At 65.1% G+C, this 17,252-nt stretch carries 12 protein-coding genes and 1 pseudogene; 7 read left to right on the top strand and 6 right to left on the bottom strand.

Annotation, left to right across the window (positions count from 1 at the left end):
- Nucleotides 1-98 precede the first annotated feature (98 nt).
- A complete protein-coding gene (locus NK1_RS13025) occupies nucleotides 99-914 on the top strand; it encodes an enoyl-CoA hydratase/isomerase family protein (protein WP_063008785.1) in 816 nt (271 codons plus the stop codon).
- A 12-nt stretch (nucleotides 915-926) separates the two neighbouring features.
- Here NK1_RS13025 and NK1_RS13030 read toward each other — a convergent pair whose 3' ends face one another.
- From NK1_RS13030 to NK1_RS13045, 4 genes are all read right to left on the bottom strand, one after another.
- Nucleotides 927-1,736, bottom strand: a complete 810-nt coding sequence (locus NK1_RS13030) for an alpha/beta fold hydrolase (RefSeq protein WP_063008786.1) — start codon at nucleotides 1,734-1,736, stop codon at nucleotides 927-929.
- Nucleotides 1,737-1,823: 87 nt separating this feature from the next.
- The gene (locus NK1_RS13035) at nucleotides 1,824-4,025 is read right to left on the bottom strand and encodes a 3-hydroxyacyl-CoA dehydrogenase NAD-binding domain-containing protein (protein ID WP_063008787.1); all 2,202 of its coding nucleotides are present in this window, start codon (nucleotides 4,023-4,025) and stop codon (nucleotides 1,824-1,826) included.
- Between the two features lie 33 nt (nucleotides 4,026-4,058).
- A complete protein-coding gene (locus NK1_RS13040; RefSeq protein WP_063008788.1) occupies nucleotides 4,059-5,276 on the bottom strand; it encodes an acetyl-CoA C-acetyltransferase in 1,218 nt (405 codons plus the stop codon).
- Between the two features lie 83 nt (nucleotides 5,277-5,359).
- On the bottom strand, nucleotides 5,360-6,067 hold the full coding sequence (locus tag NK1_RS13045) for a nitroreductase (protein ID WP_063008789.1): 708 nt from the start codon (nucleotides 6,065-6,067) through the stop codon (nucleotides 5,360-5,362).
- Nucleotides 6,068-6,209: 142 nt separating this feature from the next.
- Between NK1_RS13045 and NK1_RS13050 the strand changes: the two genes are divergently transcribed.
- Entirely contained in the window at nucleotides 6,210-7,529 is a 1,320-nt protein-coding gene (locus tag NK1_RS13050) for an oxygenase MpaB family protein (protein WP_063008829.1), read from the top strand.
- The gene (locus NK1_RS13055; RefSeq protein WP_063008790.1) at nucleotides 7,526-8,668 is read left to right on the top strand and encodes a CaiB/BaiF CoA transferase family protein; all 1,143 of its coding nucleotides are present in this window, start codon (nucleotides 7,526-7,528) and stop codon (nucleotides 8,666-8,668) included. The genes NK1_RS13050 and NK1_RS13055 overlap by 4 nt, the downstream gene beginning before the upstream one ends.
- A gap of 89 nt (nucleotides 8,669-8,757) precedes the next feature.
- Here the strand turns inward: NK1_RS13055 and NK1_RS13060 are convergent, their stop codons facing one another.
- Nucleotides 8,758-9,897: an acyl-CoA dehydrogenase family protein gene (locus NK1_RS13060; RefSeq protein WP_063008791.1), complete on the bottom strand. Its 1,140-nt coding sequence runs from the start codon at nucleotides 9,895-9,897 to the stop codon at nucleotides 8,758-8,760.
- A 1-nt stretch (nucleotide 9,898) separates the two neighbouring features.
- Complete coding sequence (locus NK1_RS13065; protein WP_063008792.1) at nucleotides 9,899-11,068, bottom strand: acyl-CoA dehydrogenase family protein; 1,170 nt, start codon at nucleotides 11,066-11,068, stop codon at nucleotides 9,899-9,901.
- 124 nt (nucleotides 11,069-11,192) lie between these two features.
- On the opposite strand from NK1_RS13065, the gene NK1_RS13070 reads away from it, so the two are divergent.
- The 4 genes and pseudogenes from NK1_RS13070 to NK1_RS35700 form a co-directional block, all read left to right on the top strand.
- Nucleotides 11,193-13,193, top strand: coding sequence for a flavin-containing monooxygenase (locus NK1_RS13070; protein WP_063008830.1), 2,001 nt, complete (start codon nucleotides 11,193-11,195; stop codon nucleotides 13,191-13,193).
- A 12-nt stretch (nucleotides 13,194-13,205) separates the two neighbouring features.
- Nucleotides 13,206-15,047 carry an AMP-dependent synthetase/ligase gene (locus tag NK1_RS13075; protein ID WP_063008793.1) on the top strand — a complete coding sequence of 614 codons (1,842 nt, stop codon included), beginning with the start codon at nucleotides 13,206-13,208 and terminating at the stop codon, nucleotides 15,045-15,047.
- Between the two features lie 142 nt (nucleotides 15,048-15,189).
- The gene (locus NK1_RS13080) at nucleotides 15,190-16,482 is read left to right on the top strand and encodes a TetR/AcrR family transcriptional regulator (RefSeq protein WP_036511429.1); all 1,293 of its coding nucleotides are present in this window, start codon (nucleotides 15,190-15,192) and stop codon (nucleotides 16,480-16,482) included.
- A 244-nt stretch (nucleotides 16,483-16,726) separates the two neighbouring features.
- Nucleotides 16,727-16,798, top strand: a pseudogene (locus tag NK1_RS35700) (Lsr2 family DNA-binding protein); the annotation flags it as partial.
- Between the last annotated feature and the right edge of the window lie 454 nt (nucleotides 16,799-17,252).

The following is a 17,252-nucleotide window of genomic DNA, read 5'->3' on the forward strand; positions in this document are numbered from 1 at the left end:
GATGTAATGTCAATCACGTTCTCCGCCCGGTCGGAAGGCGTGCGAATTGGGGTAAAACATCTTGTCTGTACACTGTGTATGGACTACGCTGCCAATCTATGTCCGACTGGGAAACTATTTCTCGTACAAATGTCCTCGAAATTCGCCGTTCCGGTGCCATTTCACAATTGGTCCTGGCTCGCCCGCAGGCCCTCAACGCCTTCGACCTCGCGCTGCAGAGCGAATTACGCAATGCCGTGGAAACGGCGGCTACCGACGATTCGGTGCGCTGCGTGATACTCACCGGCGCCGGTCGTGCGTTTTCTGCCGGCGCCGACCTTTCACTCGATGACCTGTCCGACGGAACCCGACTGGCGCCACGGACCGAGGAAGAGCTGCGCCTGCGGTACAACCCGACAGTGCGTGCCCTGCGAAACATGCCCAAACCGGTGATAGCCGCGGTCAACGGCGCGGCCGTCGGCGCGGGATGTTCGCTCGCGTTGGCCTGCGATCAGATCGTGGCGGCTCGGTCGGCATCCTTCACCCTCGCGTTCGCGCGAGTCGGTCTGACCTTGGACGCCGGGTCGTCACTGCTGCTCGGAGCACGGGTGGGACTGGGCCGGGCTACCAGGATGGCGCTGCTGGCAGAACGCGTCGACGCCGAGACCGCCCTGAGATGGGGCATGGTCGATGAGATCGTGGACGACGACGCGTTGCCCGGACGCACCGGCGAACTGGCTGCCCAGCTGGCCGCCGGACCCACAGGCGCGTTCGCGGCGACCAAGCGCAGCCTCAACACGGCGCTGCTCTCCGGACTGGACGCGAGTTTCGAAGTCGAGGTGGCCGGCCAGACGCGATTGGTCGATTCACCCGATTTCCGGGAGGGGGTCACCGCGTTCACACAGCGACGTCCCCCTGCGTTCACCGGTAACTGAAAGTGCCGCCGCTCAGTCTGTTTCGGCAAGAGCGGCAAGCAGCGCCGCATCGAACTCGGCAGCGGCTTCCAGCATCGGATAGTGGCCGGTGTCGAGTTCGACGAGCGTGCTGCCGAGACGCTCGCACACCCAGCGCGCGCCGCGCACCGACAATGCGGGGTCGGCAGTGCCGATGATCTGAGTCACCGGTATCGCCACGCGGTCCAGGATGTGGGTCTGATCGGTGCACAGAAGGGTCCGCATAGCGGCCCCGGCCGCCCAGCTCGGCGTCTGCAGCGAGACTCTGTGCAGCCAGTCGAGCAGGTCCGGGTTCGGCGGTTCCTTGAATGGATCGCCCACCGCACTGCGGCGCAGGGCGATCCGGTCGCGGTGCTCGGCGTTGAGGATGGCGGTCAACGGTCCCTCGGCGGGCACGCCGAAAGGGAAGGACTCGGTACGAGACGCGGCGACACCATTGGAGGCGACCATGACGACGCGTTCGACCGCGGCCGGATGATCACAAGCCAGGCGCAGTGCGACCATGCCGCCGAGCGACCAGCCCACCACCGCCGCGATCGGAATGCCGAGGGCGACCAGCACGTCGGCCGCGTCCTCGGCGAGTGATCCGATGTCGTACCCGTCCAGCGGCGCGTCGGAACCACCGTGGCCCCGCATATCCATGGCCAGCACCTGATAGTCGGCGTCCGCCAATACTCGGATCTGCCGGTCCCAGACCTCCCCACTGAGACTCCAGCCGTGTATCAGGAGGACCGGTCGCCCCGTCCCCAGCACCCGGACGTTGATGCGCACATTGTCACGGGTCTCGACGAGGCGTTCGGACATGGTTCTCCCTCAATGGATTACGGATGGGGGGCGGCCCAGGACGGGCGGATCGGACCGGGGGCCGAGAACTACAGCGGCCCGGAAAACTCAGGAGCGCACAGGCTCCCGGGCTGCGTGTGCGGCCGCGAGTGTGCCGCCCTCGCCGGCGAGGGCGACCAGTGAGGCCGGCGGTGCGAAGCGGTCGCCGTAAGCGGCGGCCAACTCCTCGGCACGGCGCACGAAACCCGCTACGCCTCCGGCATATCCGTCGATGTACTGCAGAACACCACCGGTCCAGCCGGGATAACCGATGCCCAGCAACGAGCCGATGTTGGCGTCGGGCACCGACTCCAGAACACCCTCGTCGAGACACTTCACCGACTCGATCGCCTCGACGAACAGCATTCGCTCCTTGACATCGGTGAACGGCACATCCGCCCGCGACGCCCCGAAAGCCTCTGCCAGATGCGGCCACAGTCGCTGCCGGACACCGTCGACGTATTCGTAGAAGCCGGCCCCCGCCAACCGACCGGCGCGGCCGAACTCGTTCAACATGCGATCGAGCACCGCCTCGGCCGGATGCGCGACCCAGGTGCCGCCCGCGGCATTCGCGGCGTCGCGGGAAGCGTCACGCACTCGCCGCAGCAGTTCCAGATTCAGCTCGTCGGCCAGTTGCAGTGCCGGGGCCGGGTAGCCCGCCCGGGTCGTCGCCTGTTCGATCACCGGCGCCGGCACACCTTCTCCCAGCATGGCCAACGCCTCGTTGACGAAGGTGCCGATCACCCGGCTGGTGAAGAACCCCCGGCTGTCGTTGACCACGATCGGTGTCTTGGCGATCAGACGCGCCAGATCCAATGCGCGGGAAAGGGTTTCCTGCGAGGTGCGCTCACCCTTGATGATCTCGAGCAGCGGCATCCGGTCCACCGGGCTGAAGAAGTGCAACCCGATGAAGCGTGCAGGGTCGGTGACACTGGCGGCGAGCCCCGTGATCGGCAGGGTAGATGTGTTCGATCCGATCAGCGCGTCGGGGGCCAGCAGCGGCTCGATCTCACGAAGCACATTCGTCTTGAGCGCTGGATCCTCGAAGACCGCCTCGATCACGAGATCGGCACCGGCCGCGTCGGCGGCATCGGCGGTCGGCTGGATACGAGCCAGCACCTCGTCCCGGAACTTCGCGGAGACCAGCCCGGACTTCACTCGCTTGTCGAGCACCCGCTGCGAATAACCTTTGCCACGCTGTGCGGCCTCGGCGGTCACGTCTTTGAGTACGACCTCGATTCCCGAGACCGCACACTGGTAGGCGATTCCCGCACCCATCATCCCGGCACCGAGCACGATCGCCTTACGCGGCGACCACGGCTCACGCGCCGTATCACGGCCGCGGGGTCCGCTGACCACTCGCATATCGAAGAAGTTCGCCTGAATCATATTCTTCGCGATCTGACCGGTCGCCAGATCCAGGAAGTAGCGCGCCTCGATCGTCAAGGCGTTGTCGACATCGACCTGAGCGCCTTCGACCGCAGCGGCGAGGATGTTCTCCCGCGCCGGGCAGGGAGCGCCTTTCGTCTGCGCACGTAGGCTGGCCGCCAGGGCGGGCAGGGTCGCGGCCAGCGCCTGCCCGCGGTCGCCCGGAGCGCCGCCGGGAATGTCGAATCCCGTTGTGTCCCATGGCTGTCGAGCATCGGCGTGCTCCCGGATCCAGGCCGCTGCGGCCGCGGGTAGTTCAGCTACGGTGGACACGACTTCATCGACGAGACCGAGTTCGCGCGCGTGGGCCACCGTGTGTTTTTTGCCGGTGAGCAGCAGCTCCTGCAGTGCCACCCGGACTCCGAGCATGCGCACCGATCGCACCACTCCCCCCGCACCGGGCAGCAGGCCCAGCGTGACCTCCGGCAGTCCGAGGCGCAGATCGGGCGCATCGACGACGATTCGGTGGTGGGCGGCCAGGGCAAGTTCCAGACCGCCTCCCAGTGCCGAGCCGTTGATCGCCGCGACCACCGGAACCGGCAGTTTCTCCAGCCGCCGCAGCAGGGCGCTGTTGCGTTCGACGAACGCGGCGAACTCGTCGAGCCGGTCGCGGCTCGCCGTGCGCAGGTCGTTCAGGTCACCACCGGCGAAGAAGGTCTTCTTGGCGGAGGTGATGATCACCCCCGTCACATCATCGGCCCGCTCGATGGCGTCGAGTTCGGCGGCGAGGGACTCCACGAACAGTGAATTCATCGTGTTGACACGTTGATTCGGGTCATCGATCGTCAAGGTGACGATCCCGTCCGGATCGCGCGTCAGGTGAATTGCGCTGGCAGTGCTCATCGTATTTCCGTGTCCTTTTGGGTTCGTCGACGATCAGAGGGCTTCTACGACGGTGGCGATGCCCATCCCGCCACCCACACACAGCGTCACCAGGCCGTATCGGCCGCCGGTTCTGTGCAGTTCGTCCAGCACGGTGCCGACCAGCATCGCCCCGGTGGCGCCGAGCGGATGGCCCATCGCTATCGCGCCGCCGTTGACGTTGACCTTGTCGAGATCGACGTCGAGATCCTTGACGAAACGCATGACGACCGAGGCGAATGCCTCGTTGACCTCGAAGAGATCGATGTCTTCCACGGCCAGGCCCGCCTTGGCCAGCGCCTTGCGCGATGCCGGGGCGGGGGCGGTCAGCATGATGGTCGGGTTGTCACCGGAGACCGCGGTGGACACGATGCGTCCGCGCGGAGTCAGCCCCAGTTCGGCGCCCGCACGTTCACTGCCGATCACCAGGAGCGCCGCCCCGTCGACGATGCCCGAGCTGTTGCCGGCGTGGTGGACATGATCGATCCGCTCGACGTGCGGGAATTCCTGCAGCGCAACAGCATCGAATCCAGCGGAGGCGCCCAGCGCGGCGAAGGATGGGCTGAGCTTGGCGAGCGACTCGACACTGGTACCCGGGCGAATGGTCTCGTGGCGGTCGAGCACGATTCGGCCGTTGCGGTCGCGCACCGGCACCACCGAACCCTCGAACCGCCCCTCCGACTCGGCCTTCGCGGCGAGCTCGTGCGAGCGTGCGGCGAACTCGTCCACATCGGCGCGCCCGAAACCCTCGATGGTGGCGATCAGATCGGCGCCGATGCCCTGGGGCACGAATCCGGTGACGAGGTTGGTCATCGGGTCTTCCATCCAGGCCGCCCCGTCGGAGCTCATCGGCACCCGGGACATGGATTCGACACCGCCTGCCAGCACCACGTCCTCGAAGCCGGAACGCACCTTCTGCGCCGCGAGGTTGACCGCTTCCAGACCGGAGGCACAGAAACGGTTGATCTGCACTCCCGCGACTGTGTGCGGCAGCCCCGACACCAGCGCGGCTGTCCGGGCGATGTCGCCGCCCTGCTCCCCCACGGGAGTCACCACGCCGAGCACGATGTCGTCGACTCGACCGGGATCCAGCGATGGGTTGCGCTCGAGCACAGCTTCGATGGTCCCGCTCGCCAGGTCGATCGGTTTGATGGTGTGCAGGGAACCGGAATTCTTACCCCGGCCCCTGGGGGTCCGGACGGCGTCGTAGATCAGCGCCTGTGTCTCCGGCATGAGGACTCCTTACCTATTGATATTCGCGAGTGCCGCTGCGATCAGGCACTTTCCGGACCATACAACGTGTATGAACTATATGTCTAGCCTTCGCAAAATGTCGCTAATTGGTTCAGGTCCTGCCGATCGGTGCGATAGGAGTTGACCGGGTGATCGTCATCGGCGTAGCCGAACGAGATTCCCACCAGCACCTGCCGATTCGCGGGCAGGCCGAAGTGCCGCCGTATGAGGGGCGCCTGAGTGGCCAGCGCGGCCTGCGGAATGGTTCCGATCCCGCGGCTGTGCGCGGCGAGCAAGAAATTCGAGACAAAGATCCCGCAATCGACGGCACCATAGGAGCCGAGCGCCCGCTCGGTGGTCACAATCGCGACGTGCGGCGCATCGAATAGTTCGAAATTGCGCAACATCTGCCGGCCAGAAGCGATCCGATCACCCTTTTCGATGCCGAGACTCGAATACAGCTGCCGGCCGCTGATCTGCCGCCGCTCGCGATATACACCTTCATACGCTTCCGGAAACGCGATGTCGGGCGACTGCTGCAACCCTTCGGCAATAGCGGAGCGCAACGCAGCGCGGAAGCGCTCGGTTTCGGCCCCGCTCGTCACGTGCACATGCCAGGGCTGGGTGTTGCACCACGACGGCGAGCGACGGGCCAGGTCGAGTATCCGCAGGATCTCCTCGCGCGCAACAGGTTCCGGCCGGAATGCGCGACAACTCCATCGATCGGCCAGCAGGCGTTCCAGCGCCGCGGTGGCCTCGTCGTCGGAACGGAGAACAGCAGTGTCAGGCATGGCGGATTCCTTACCGAAGATGGCAAACGACCGGCATCGCGGGCAAGAGCCTTACGAACAACGAAGCCAGACAGTCAGTGTAGACATAGTGTTCAGTCGGGTCTACCCTCGCTGTAACCACAGTCACAACGAGGAGATGGAAATGACCAGCGCATCGACGCGCCCGGAGGCCCGCACCTTCCGCGGCGACTTGGATGTCCCGCCCGGACTTCCCCGCGGCATAGACCTCGGCCGCATCGCCAACAAGGACAAGGCGATCGCCATGTTCGGCCGTGAGATGGTCGAGAAGCTGACCGATCACGCACTGCTCGCCGACGACTACGCCTATCAGGCGATGCTCGACTTCAAGGACAAGAGCAACACCACCAACTGGCGCACGTTCGATCTGGCCCTCGAACAGGGAATCGACGCTGTCGAAGACCCGGGCCCCGGCCTGGTCGCGCTGTTCGAGCAGTTCGACCGGATCCCGGATTGGGTTGATTTCGACCAGCTCTACCGAGGCGCGGTCGCCTTCTGGCGGGCCGGCCCCATCGTCCCGCCGGTGTTGGCATGGGCGACCATCGCGGGCGGGTTCTCCATGTACAGCGCAACCAGGCCGGTGCTGTTCAGCGGGCGGCTGCAACACTCGGACAGGGTCGGCACCCGGCTGATCGAGAGCTTCCGCTACGTCGTCGCCGCCTACACACCCGGAGGAATGCACCGTTTCGACGAGGGGTTCCGGCTTACTGCCAAGGTACGAATGATCCACGCCGCGGTCCGGCACAGTCTGGGACGTTCGGATGCCTGGGACTGGGCCCGGTGGGGTGTGCCGATCAATAATCTCGACGGTATGGTCACCCAGGCGGGGCAGTTCGGGGTGAAATTCATCGACGCCGTGCAGAACTCGGGCATCCGCTACAGCGATCGCGAACTCGAGGACATCTTCGCGCTCAGCCGCTACGTCGGGTATGTCATCGGAGTCCCGGAAGACATCCTGCACACCGGCTACGAAGACGCGCGGCGCAAGACCGAACTCCACACGCTGATCGAGCAGCCACCGGACGACTTGTGCCGCGAAGTGGTGCATTCCATCATCAAGTTCAGCGTTGAGAATCCGCCCGGCGACGCAGAGGTACTTCCCGGCCCGGTGGCGAAGTTCATGACCACGGAGCGCCGCCTGTCCTTGGCCTACGGTCTGTTGCACTCCTGGATCCCCGCCGATGTCATGACAGCACTCGGCGCCGAACGAACACGCTGGCGACATGTACTGCCCGCCGTCCGCCCGTTCGTCTCTGCCGCCGACCGGATCAGCCGGCTCCTCCCCCATGACGACGAACGCACCGCCTTCGATATTCTCCGCACCTTCAACGCCGCGATCGAAGTACCCGCCGGGCAGCAGGCCGCCGCAGTCGCCAACCCGGACGAAGTGCACGCCGACATCACCGCCAACAAGGGGGGCATGCCCCGGGTGAGTTCCTCATGACGCGGCCGCCCCTCGATGGCGTGCGAATCATCGAATTGGCCGGTATCGGCCCCGGCCCGTTCGCGGGAATGATGCTCGCCGACTTGGGTGCCGAGGTGATCTGCGTGGACCGACCGGGCGGCAATCCCTGGGCGGCCCAAGGGCATTCGATCCTGTTTCGGAGCAGAAGACATCTCGCCCTCGATCTGAAGAACCCCGCGGGCGCGGAAGTGGTGCGCAAGCTCTGTGGCGAGGCGGACGGCCTCATCGAGACGTTCCGTCCCGGGGTGGCCGAGCGGCTCGGCGTGGGACCACAGGACTGCCTGGCCGTGAATCCGAATCTCGTATACGGCCGGATGACCGGCTGGGGGCAAACGGGGCCGATGGCATCCATGCCGGGCCACGACATCAACTACATCGCGCTGGCCGGCGCGCTACACGCGATCGGCCGCAAGGGCCAAGCGCCGGTCCCTCCGTTGAACCTGGTCGGCGACTTCGGCGGCGGTGGAATGCTGCTCGGTGTAGGCATGCTGGCCGGGATCCTGTCCGCCCGCGCCGGCGCCGGTGGCCGGGTTGTCGACGCCGCCATGATCGACGGCATCTCCGCGTTGATGGCGATGTTCCACACTTACCGCGCCGAAGGAACCTTCACAGCCGAGCGCGGCACCCATTTGCTCGACTCCGGCGCCTTCTTCTACGACGTCTACCGCACCCGAGACGGGCAGTGGGTGAGCATCGGCGCCATCGAATCGGCCTTCTGGCAGAAACTGTGCGACATCCTCGAAATGCCGGACGAGGTGCGAGACAACCAGTTCGACATCGAGAACTGGGATGAGTACCGTCGCATCCTGGCCGAGCGCATCGTCGGCTACGACCGGGCAGAGCTGGACGAGCTGTTCCTCGGTACCAACACCTGCTACGCGCCGGTCTTGTCGCTGGCCGAAGCTGTGGAGCATCCACATCACCGCGCACGCGGCACCTTCGTCGATATCGACGGTGTGGTCCAACCCGCACCCGCACCCAGATTCGACGGCGTCGCGCCCACCGCACCGCGTCCGCGCCGAGCGCCGGGCGCGGACAGCCGCCAGATCCTCACCGACCTCGGCTACCCGCAGCACGCGGTGGACGCACTCGTCGCCGGCGGGGTCGTCGCCGACTGAGCGGCGAGACGGTCGCACCGCGTTGCCGAAGCCGCGAGAAGATCAGCGCGGCAACGGTATCGCGGTGCGACCGTCCTGGTCCGCAAGGACTACAGACCGAGCGACCGGCCGACAATCTCTCGCATGATCTCGTTGGTGCCACCGTAGATGCGCTGCACCCGCGCATCGCGCCATCGCCGCGCAACCTCGTACTCCTCCATATAGCCGTAGCCGCCGTGCAACTGCAGGCAGACATCCAGCGCCTCGAATTCGAGTTCGGTGGTGGAGAACTTGGCCCCGGCTGCCTCCGCGGCGGTCAGCTCACCGCTGTTCTGCGCTTCGATGCATCGATCGACGTAGACCCGAGCGAACCCGACCTTGGTGGACAGCTCCGCGAGCCGGAACCGGTTTGCCTGGAACGAGCCGATCGGCCGGCCGAAAGCATTGCGTTCCTTGGCATATGCGATCGCGGTCTCGACGGCGTACTCGGCGCTGGCGACCGCGACCACCGCCATCGACAGCCGCTCCTGGGCCAAGTTGCTCATCAGGTAGTGCAGGCCCTTACCCGGCTCACCGAGCACGTCGGTCTCCGGCACATGCACGTCACGAAAGAACAGCTCGGCGGTGTCCTGGGCACGCCGGCCGATCTTCTCGAGTTTGCGGCCACGTTCGAACCCGTCGCGGTCCGACGGGACGACGAACAGGCCGAATCCTCCACCGTCTCCCTCCGGGATACGGGCGGCCACAATGATCAGGTCGGCTTGGATGCCGCGGGTCACGAAAGTCTTGGCACCGTTGAGCCGCCAGCCGTTTCCGTCGCGAACCGCAGTGGTTTTGATGGCCCGCAGGTCGGATCCGGTGCCGGGCTCGGACATGGCCACGGCGATCGCGATGTCGCCGTTGACGATTCCGGGTATCCAACGCCTCTGTTGCGCGGGCGCAGCGATGTCCAGGAAGTACGGCAGCACGATGTCGTTGGTGAGCGAGAAGCCATCACCTACCGTTCCGGTGCGCACTACCTCCTCGTTGAGCACGGCATTGAACCGGAAGTCACGCAGACCCGCGCCACCGAACTCCTCCGCCGCCGCGAATCCCACCAGTCCCTGTGCCGCCGCGGCTTTCCAGAAACCACGGTCGACCTGCCCCGTGGCCTCCCATTCAGCGGTGTGCGGCACGGCGTGGCGATTCAGGAAGCTACGTACCGAGGCACGGAACTGATGGTGTTCGTCCGCGAAGATGGTCCGTTCCATCTCAGATCCCCATCGCTTTCCCGACGATCTCCTTCATGATTTCGCTGGTTCCGCCATAGATCCGCTGCACCCTGGCATCGGCGTACGCGCGCGCGATGGAGTACTCGGCCATGTATCCATAGCCACCGAACAGCTGCAGGCAGGCATCGACCACACGACCCTGCACCTCGGTGGCTTCGAGCTTGGCCATGGCCGCGCGATCGGCGGTCAGACGCCCGTCGAGGTGTTCGCGCAGGCAATCTGTGACGAAGGAGCGCACCACCTCGGTGTCGGAGTACGCCTGTGCCAGCGCGAACCTGGTGTTCTGGAACGCCGCCAACGGCTTTCCGAATGCCCTCCGCTCGCGCACGTATTCGGTGGCATGCTCCACCGCGCGAGCGGCGGCCGCGGCACTCGCCACCGCGATGGTCAGGCGCTCCTGTGGCAGATTCGACACCAGCGCGGTGAATCCGCTACCCGGGTCGCCCAGCAGGTTCGCCGCGGGTACTGCGGCATCCTCGAAGAACAGTTCGGCCGTGTCCTGGGCGTGCATACCGATCTTGTCCAAATTGCGGCCGCGAGTGAACCCTGGAGTGTCGCGTTCGACCACGATCAGCGAAAGTCCGTCGTGCCTGCCCGCATCGCGATGGGTACGTGCCGCGACGATCACCAGATCGGCATTGATTCCGTTGGAAATGAAGGTTTTCGCACCGTTGAGCACATAGTGGTCACCGTCGAGTACGGCGGTGGTCTCGATACCGGCGAGATCGGAGCCGGTACCCGGCTCGGTCATGGCGATAGCAGCGATCAGCTCCCCGCTCGCGAGACCGGGCAGCCACCGCTTGCGCTGCTCGTCGTTCGCGTAGCGCAGGAAATAGGGCACGCAGATGTCGTTGTGCAGGTTGACGCCGAACGACATCACCCCGGCCCGCGATACCTCCTCCGCGATCACCGCGTTGAATCGAAAGTCGTCGACGCCGCCGCCACCGAACTCCTCGCCGATAGCCATCCCGAGAAAGCCATGCCCGCCTGCCTCGGCGAACAACCGCCTCGGGATGATGCCGTCCTTCTCCCACTGCGGGTAGTGCGGAACCACACGGGACTCCAGGAATTTTCGGAAACTCTGCCGGAAGGCTTCGTGTTCAGCGTCGTACACCGACCCTGCACTCACTCGTTGCTCTGATGTCGTCATACAGGCGACAATACATGCGATCCATACACTGTGTCCGTACGGTACGTAATACTTTCTCACCAACATCGAACGCAGCCCGAAAAGGCGATTGACACTGTATCTGAACAGATTGTATGGTCGCCGTATGCCGCAGTCGAATCCCCCTTCGAGCCCAGCCCGCTGGGGTCTGCAACCGCTCGGAAGTTTTCAGCCGTCGCCCGATTTCACCGACGACGAACTCGCCGCCGCACTCGACGAGGCGAATCTGCCCGTGTTGCTCGGTGCGCTCGCTGTACTGACCGGACAGGACCGCTGGATCAAGGCTCCGTACCTGCCGACACCACCACCCGACCTCGGCGACCACGATTCGGGCGGCTTCGACGAGGTTGTGCGGCAACAGATCATCGATGAGGCGACGGAGGTGCTTCGGGCCTGGCGAGACGGAACCGAGACGTTCGGACACACTCCCCCGGAGCCCGACCGGCTCGCGCTGGTGCTCTCGGTCATGCTGGGCGAAACGATCCCCGCCGAATACGGCAGATTGCTCGGCGAGGAAATGGGAATCTATCCCCGCCACACCGAGCCCTCGGCACCGATCGACCCGACGTTTCGGGTGATCATCGTCGGCGCCGGCGTCTCCGGCCTGGCCATGGCGATCCGGCTGGGACAAGCCGGTGTCGACTACCTCGTGGTGGACAAGAACACCGAGGTGGGCGGTACCTGGCACGAAAACGTCTATCCCGGTTGCGGAGTGGACACCCCGAGTCACCTCTACGCGCTCTCGTTCGACCCCAAACCGGACTGGTCCAGCTATTTCGCACCGCAGTCCGAGCTCGCCCGCTACTGGCGCACCCTCGCCGAACGCCACGGAGTGCTCGAACACATTCGGCTGGGCACCCGGGTTCGCACAGCGATCTTCGACGAGCACACGAACCGGTGGCACCTCACGGTCGAATCGGCCGGCGGCGCTTCCGAAACACTGACCGCCGACGTGGTGGTCAGCGCCGTCGGGCTACTGAATCAGCCCAGCGTGCCGGATCTGCCCGGGCTCGGAGAGTTCCGCGGATCCATCGCGCACACCGCGCAGTGGGACCCGAACGTGGATCCGGCCGGCAAACGGATCGCGGTCGTCGGAACCGGCGCCAGCGCAATGCAATTCGTCCCCACCAGCGCAGAGACCGCCGAGCACGTGACGGTGTTCCAACGCACTCCGCAATGGGCGACTCCGCACCCGCTCAAGGGACGTGCGGTGTCGTCGGCATTCCAGTTTCTCAGCGAGCACGTACCGTTCTATCTGGCCTGGTACCGCGCTCGACTGTTCTGGCGTATGGGCGACAAGGTGTGGGGCCTGCTACAGGTCGACCCCGACTACCCACATCTCGGCCGGGCGGTAAACAAGGCCAACGACAAACTGCGCCGACATCTGACGGCGTACATCGAACACGAACTGGACGGCCGCCCCGACCTGATCGCCAAGAGCGTCCCCGACTACCCGCCCTACGGAAAGCGCATGCTCATCGACGCGGGCTGGTTCCGTACGCTGCGCCGCGACAATGTCACGCTGGTGACCGCCCCTATCGCCACCGTCACCGCCGAGGGGGTGCGCACGGCCGACGGCACCGAGCATCCGGCCGACATCCTCGTTCTGGCAACGGGTTTCAAGGCCGTCGATGTGCTGGCCTCGATGGACGTGCGCGGCCGCGGCGGCCGCACGCTACGCGAGGTCTGGGGCGAGGGCGACGGCCGAGCGCACCTGGGTATCACGGTGCCGGGTTTTCCGAACTTCTTCTGCCTGTACGGGCCCAACACCAATACCGGACACGGCGGCACCGTCATCGCGAGTACCGAGATGCAGGTCCAGTACGTCACTGCCATGATCGCGGCACTGATCGACAACAACTGGGCCTCGGTCGAGGTACGCCAGGATGTGCACGATGCCTACAACCGCGAACTGGATGCGGCACTGGCACAGACAGTCTGGGACTTCGGCGGAACCACCACCTACTATCGCAACGATCGCGGCCGCATCGTCACCAACAGCCCATGGCGCTACATCGACTACTGGAAACGTGTGCACGAGCCGCAGTTGTCGGACTTCGAGATCAGTTACCGCGACGCGTCCGTCGCCCCTACAACAACCCGATGATGTGAGGTAGTCATGTCCGAACTGGTCGAGGCCACCACCGACGGCGCGGCGCCCGGCATCGCCGCCGCCACACTGCCCGAGGCGTTTCAAGCCACTGTCGCCGCTCGAGGCGACTCGCCCGCGCTCGTCGCCCACGGCGAGGACACCACGCTCAGCTGGAACCAATTCGGTTCCGCTGTCGAAGAAGTCGCGGCCGGGCTGGCCGCGCTCGGCGTCGGCCACGGCGACACCGTGGGCATCCTGATGTCCAACAGCCCCGAATTCCACATCGTCGACATGGCAGCACTACACCTGGGCGCCACCCCCTTCTCGATCTACCTCACCTCCTCCCCCGAACAGATCGCCTATCTGTTCCGGAACGCGGGCAATGCCGTACTGGTGGCCGAGCAGCGCTACCTCGAGGTGATCGCGCGAACCGACGCGCCGTCGCTGAAACATATCGTGATCAGTGACGCCGACCAGGCCGCGGTCGCCGCCGATTCCGCCCGCACCCTCTCACTCGCCGAACTGCGCCGTCGGCGTCCTGACGGCTTCGATTTCACCGAAACCTGGAAATCGGTGCGGCCCAGCGATGTCGCCACCCTGATCTACACCTCCGGAACCACAGGCGATCCGAAGGGCGTCGAACTGACGCACTCGAACCTCATGTTCGTGATGCACTCCTGCAATATCCGTTTCCCGTTCACAGTCGAGGGGGCGGCCATCTCCTACCTGCCCACAGCGCATGCCGCGGACCGCGTCTTCTCTCACTATCTGGCCACCGTCACGGGATGGCCCATAACCACCGTGCGCGACGCCGCAACGGTTTTCGCCGCGGTCGCCGCCACCCGGCCGTCCTGGTTCCTCGGAGTGCCGCGCATCTGGGAGAAGCTGCGCGGCGCCCTGCTCAGCAAGTTCAGCTCCTTACCCCCGGCAGAGAGGGCCTCGACCGAACAAGCCCTCGAGGCCGCGGTCGAGTACGTTCGGATACGCCAGCGACAGGGCGCAGTCCCCGCCGACCTCCAGGCCCGGGTCGCCGCTGACGAAGAGCGGATCTTCAGGCCGCTGCGGGCCCAGCTCGGCCTCGACCGCATCGCATTGCTCATGACCGGCGCCGCACCGATCGCACCGGTGGTGCACGAGTTCTTCCTCGCCATCGGCCTCCCACTGCAGGAGGGGTTCGGGATGTCGGAAACCGGCGCCTTGGGCTTCACCAATCTGACCACCGATATCCGGATCGGGAAGGTCGGCCTGGCCCAACCGGGCACCGAGGCGGCTCTCGCGCCGGATGGCGAGTTGCTACTGCGCGGACCGCATGTCATGCGTGGCTACCGGAACGACCCGGCCCGGACGGCCGATGCCATCGACGCGCAGGGCTGGCTCCATACCGGCGACATCGCGGACATCGATGACGAGGGCTGGGTCTCGATCATCGACCGCAAGAAAGAACTCATCATCAACGCGGCCGGCAAGAACATGTCTCCGGTCAACATCGAGAACACCCTGAAGAGTGCGTCCGCGCTGATCGGCCAGGTGTGTGTGATCGGCGATCGCCGACCGTTCAACATCGCACTCATCGTGCTGGACGCCGACTCGGGGCGAATCTTCGCGCAGCAGAAGGGTTTGTCCGATGCCTCGATAGCCGCGCTCGCCGCGCAGCCTCAGGTGAGGGCGGCGGTCAGCGCCGCGGTCGAGGAGGCGAACACGCGGCTGTCCAGGGTCGAGCAGATCAAAGCTTTCCGGCTACTGGACACTGAATGGCTTCCAGACTCCGAAGAACTCACTCCGACCATGAAAATGCGTCGGCGAGGCATCGCTCGGAAATACGCCGACATTATCGAGGATATCTATCGATCCACCGCACGCCCGGCGTGACTACGCCATCCGGACTCCGGGCGGGGTGAGGAATCGCTTGCCGACTCACCCCGCCCGGCTGCGACCTCACACTGTCGTGAATCGGCACATACACCCACACCGTTCATTATGTCCAGACATCGGCTACTGTAGGCAGGTGGACATGGAATCGCTAGCACGCCAGCGACCCCGCGCACATGACGGCGGCGCTGTTGCCGAACTCGCGGTGTTTGCGGCCACTGAGCAACTGCTGCAAGAGATCGCGCTGCACGACCTGACCGTTGCGCAAATCATCAAAAGTGCGGGGTTGTCGCGAGCTAACTTCTACCACTACTTCGCTTCGAAGTTCGATGTGATTGTCGCCATGGTGTCCCGGCTACTCGATGACACCTATATCGAGGAAGGGCCGTGGAATTCCGATCTCGGGCGTTCCCGTCAGCGCGCTCTGGGCGACAATTTGCAGCGCACAATAGGGATGTGGTCCGAGCACGGACCGCTGATCTGCGCCGTCGTCGAGAACATGCACGGGACACCCGCGTTGTCGGCAGCGTGGAATGTCATGTTGCAGCGGTTCGTCTCCGCGATCGCCGAACAGATCGAGTTCGAGCGCGCGGCCGGCCGCGCTCCGGCAGGTGCACCGGCGCAGCTGATCGCCACGGTGTTGGTCTGCGCCTACGAGCGCGCTTTCTATATCGGGCAGCGTAAGCTCGACGCACGAATTCCCGACCCAGAATCGACAGTCGCGCCGATCACAGAGCTCACCTTGGCCGGCATTTACGGTGGGAAACGCCGTACAAAACGCTGCCGAAAGCAAAAGGTCACGGCGGCGGCGCCGTTGGAGATTTCCGACGAGAACATCGAGCCGGTGACGACCGGCGGCGATGCGGAGACCAAAGCAGCAATCCTGCGAGCGACGAGCGAACTGCTCGGCGAAATGACCCTGGATCAATTGAGCGTTGCCAAGATCCTGGAACGCTCACAACTCTCACGGGCGACATTTTACTTCTACTTCGGAAACAAAGACGAAGCCTTCATCGAACTGTTCCGAACCGTCGCCGAAGACATTGTCCGCGGATTCGTGCGGTTCGCCGCAATCGATCGCACCGACCCCGGCGGGATTCGAGGCGCGATTCACGCGTGGCTCGACCTCGACCCAGCCGATCTCGGTGTGCTGCGTAACGCCGTCCACGAATGGCCCCGTCGCCCCGAACTTCGCCAGCTCTATCTGCACACCGTGGCGAGGATGACGACGGTGATGGAGCGCATCATCGACGACGACCGCGCGGCCGGACTGGCCATCGAGGGCCCGCCGTCTCCAGAACTCGCCGCGGTGCTGTTGTGGACTATCGAACGCAGCATTGCCGGCTCGCTCGCGGGTGAGACGAGCCTCCAAGATATTGATGCGGTCGCCTCCTTCCTCGGCGATCTGCTTGCATCCGCCGTCTACGGAGTCTGACGGTCAGTGAGCGCTACGAATGCCGGGCAGCCGTTGGTCGCGGGTCGTTGACCGCGATCGGTCAATAAGTCGGCGATGCGCCCGCGGCGGTGTTGTCGGAGTTGGGATTCGGCGCCTCGATGCCGGTGGAATCGACGATCCGCCGGTTGCTCCAAGCGGTAGACACCGACGCGTTGGACGCCCCTGGCGAGCTCGTGGGTGGACAAGCAGAAGGACCGGTGCCATTCGCGAATAGGCGAAGAACAACGGCTACAACGTTTCCGGCCGCGGCCGCATCCAAGCCGACATCATCGAGGCATACAACAAGGCCAGCTAATCCCACCGGTAGCAGCGCGGAGCCCGACTGAAGCACGAGTGACTGGCGACGCGCCGGCAGCCGTTTTCGACACCGGCACGGCCGCGCGCCAGGTCCCAATAGCGCCCCTACAGCGCTGTCCGTGGGATCGGTATCACTGCTGGACGCGGTCGTTGAATTACCCTCGTCCGACCATCCGGCGAATGATCGCCGACGGGCAACTCCCCGCGTACCCGTCCACGGAACCGGTTGCATAGACAAGAGTGGTCCCAGCTGGTTTCAAACCGCCGACCTCTCGCGTGCGGCTACGCTCTTCCGCCCGCGGCGGGGCGGGCGTTGCAGTCCCACCCGCGCCGAGCCACGCCATCGACAGGCATGACATGGCGGGAACCTGACGAGCGTTGAATCCAGCCCAACACCCTGAGAGGCTCCCAAGAAGGCCGGCCCAAATGGGCAAAACTCCTTCACTTTCGGA

Source organism: Nocardia kruczakiae NBRC 101016 (assembly GCF_001612965.1).
GTDB classification, from domain to species: Bacteria; Actinomycetota; Actinomycetes; order Mycobacteriales; family Mycobacteriaceae; genus Nocardia; species Nocardia kruczakiae.

Coding starts and splice junctions, on each gene's coding strand:
- NK1_RS13025 (WP_063008785.1), top strand. CDS start 99: ATGTCCGACTGGGAAACTATTTCTCGTACAAATGTCCTCGAAATTCGC.
- NK1_RS13030 (WP_063008786.1), bottom strand. CDS start 1,736: ATGTCCGAACGCCTCGTCGAGACCCGTGACAATGTGCGCATCAACGTC.
- NK1_RS13035 (WP_063008787.1), bottom strand. CDS start 4,025: ATGAGCACTGCCAGCGCAATTCACCTGACGCGCGATCCGGACGGGATC.
- NK1_RS13040 (WP_063008788.1), bottom strand. CDS start 5,276: ATGCCGGAGACACAGGCGCTGATCTACGACGCCGTCCGGACCCCCAGG.
- NK1_RS13045 (WP_063008789.1), bottom strand. CDS start 6,067: ATGCCTGACACTGCTGTTCTCCGTTCCGACGACGAGGCCACCGCGGCG.
- NK1_RS13050 (WP_063008829.1), top strand. CDS start 6,210: ATGACCAGCGCATCGACGCGCCCGGAGGCCCGCACCTTCCGCGGCGAC.
- NK1_RS13055 (WP_063008790.1), top strand. CDS start 7,526: ATGACGCGGCCGCCCCTCGATGGCGTGCGAATCATCGAATTGGCCGGT.
- NK1_RS13060 (WP_063008791.1), bottom strand. CDS start 9,897: ATGGAACGGACCATCTTCGCGGACGAACACCATCAGTTCCGTGCCTCG.
- NK1_RS13065 (WP_063008792.1), bottom strand. CDS start 11,068: ATGACGACATCAGAGCAACGAGTGAGTGCAGGGTCGGTGTACGACGCT.
- NK1_RS13070 (WP_063008830.1), top strand. CDS start 11,193: ATGCCGCAGTCGAATCCCCCTTCGAGCCCAGCCCGCTGGGGTCTGCAA.
- NK1_RS13075 (WP_063008793.1), top strand. CDS start 13,206: ATGTCCGAACTGGTCGAGGCCACCACCGACGGCGCGGCGCCCGGCATC.
- NK1_RS13080 (WP_036511429.1), top strand. CDS start 15,190: ATGGAATCGCTAGCACGCCAGCGACCCCGCGCACATGACGGCGGCGCT.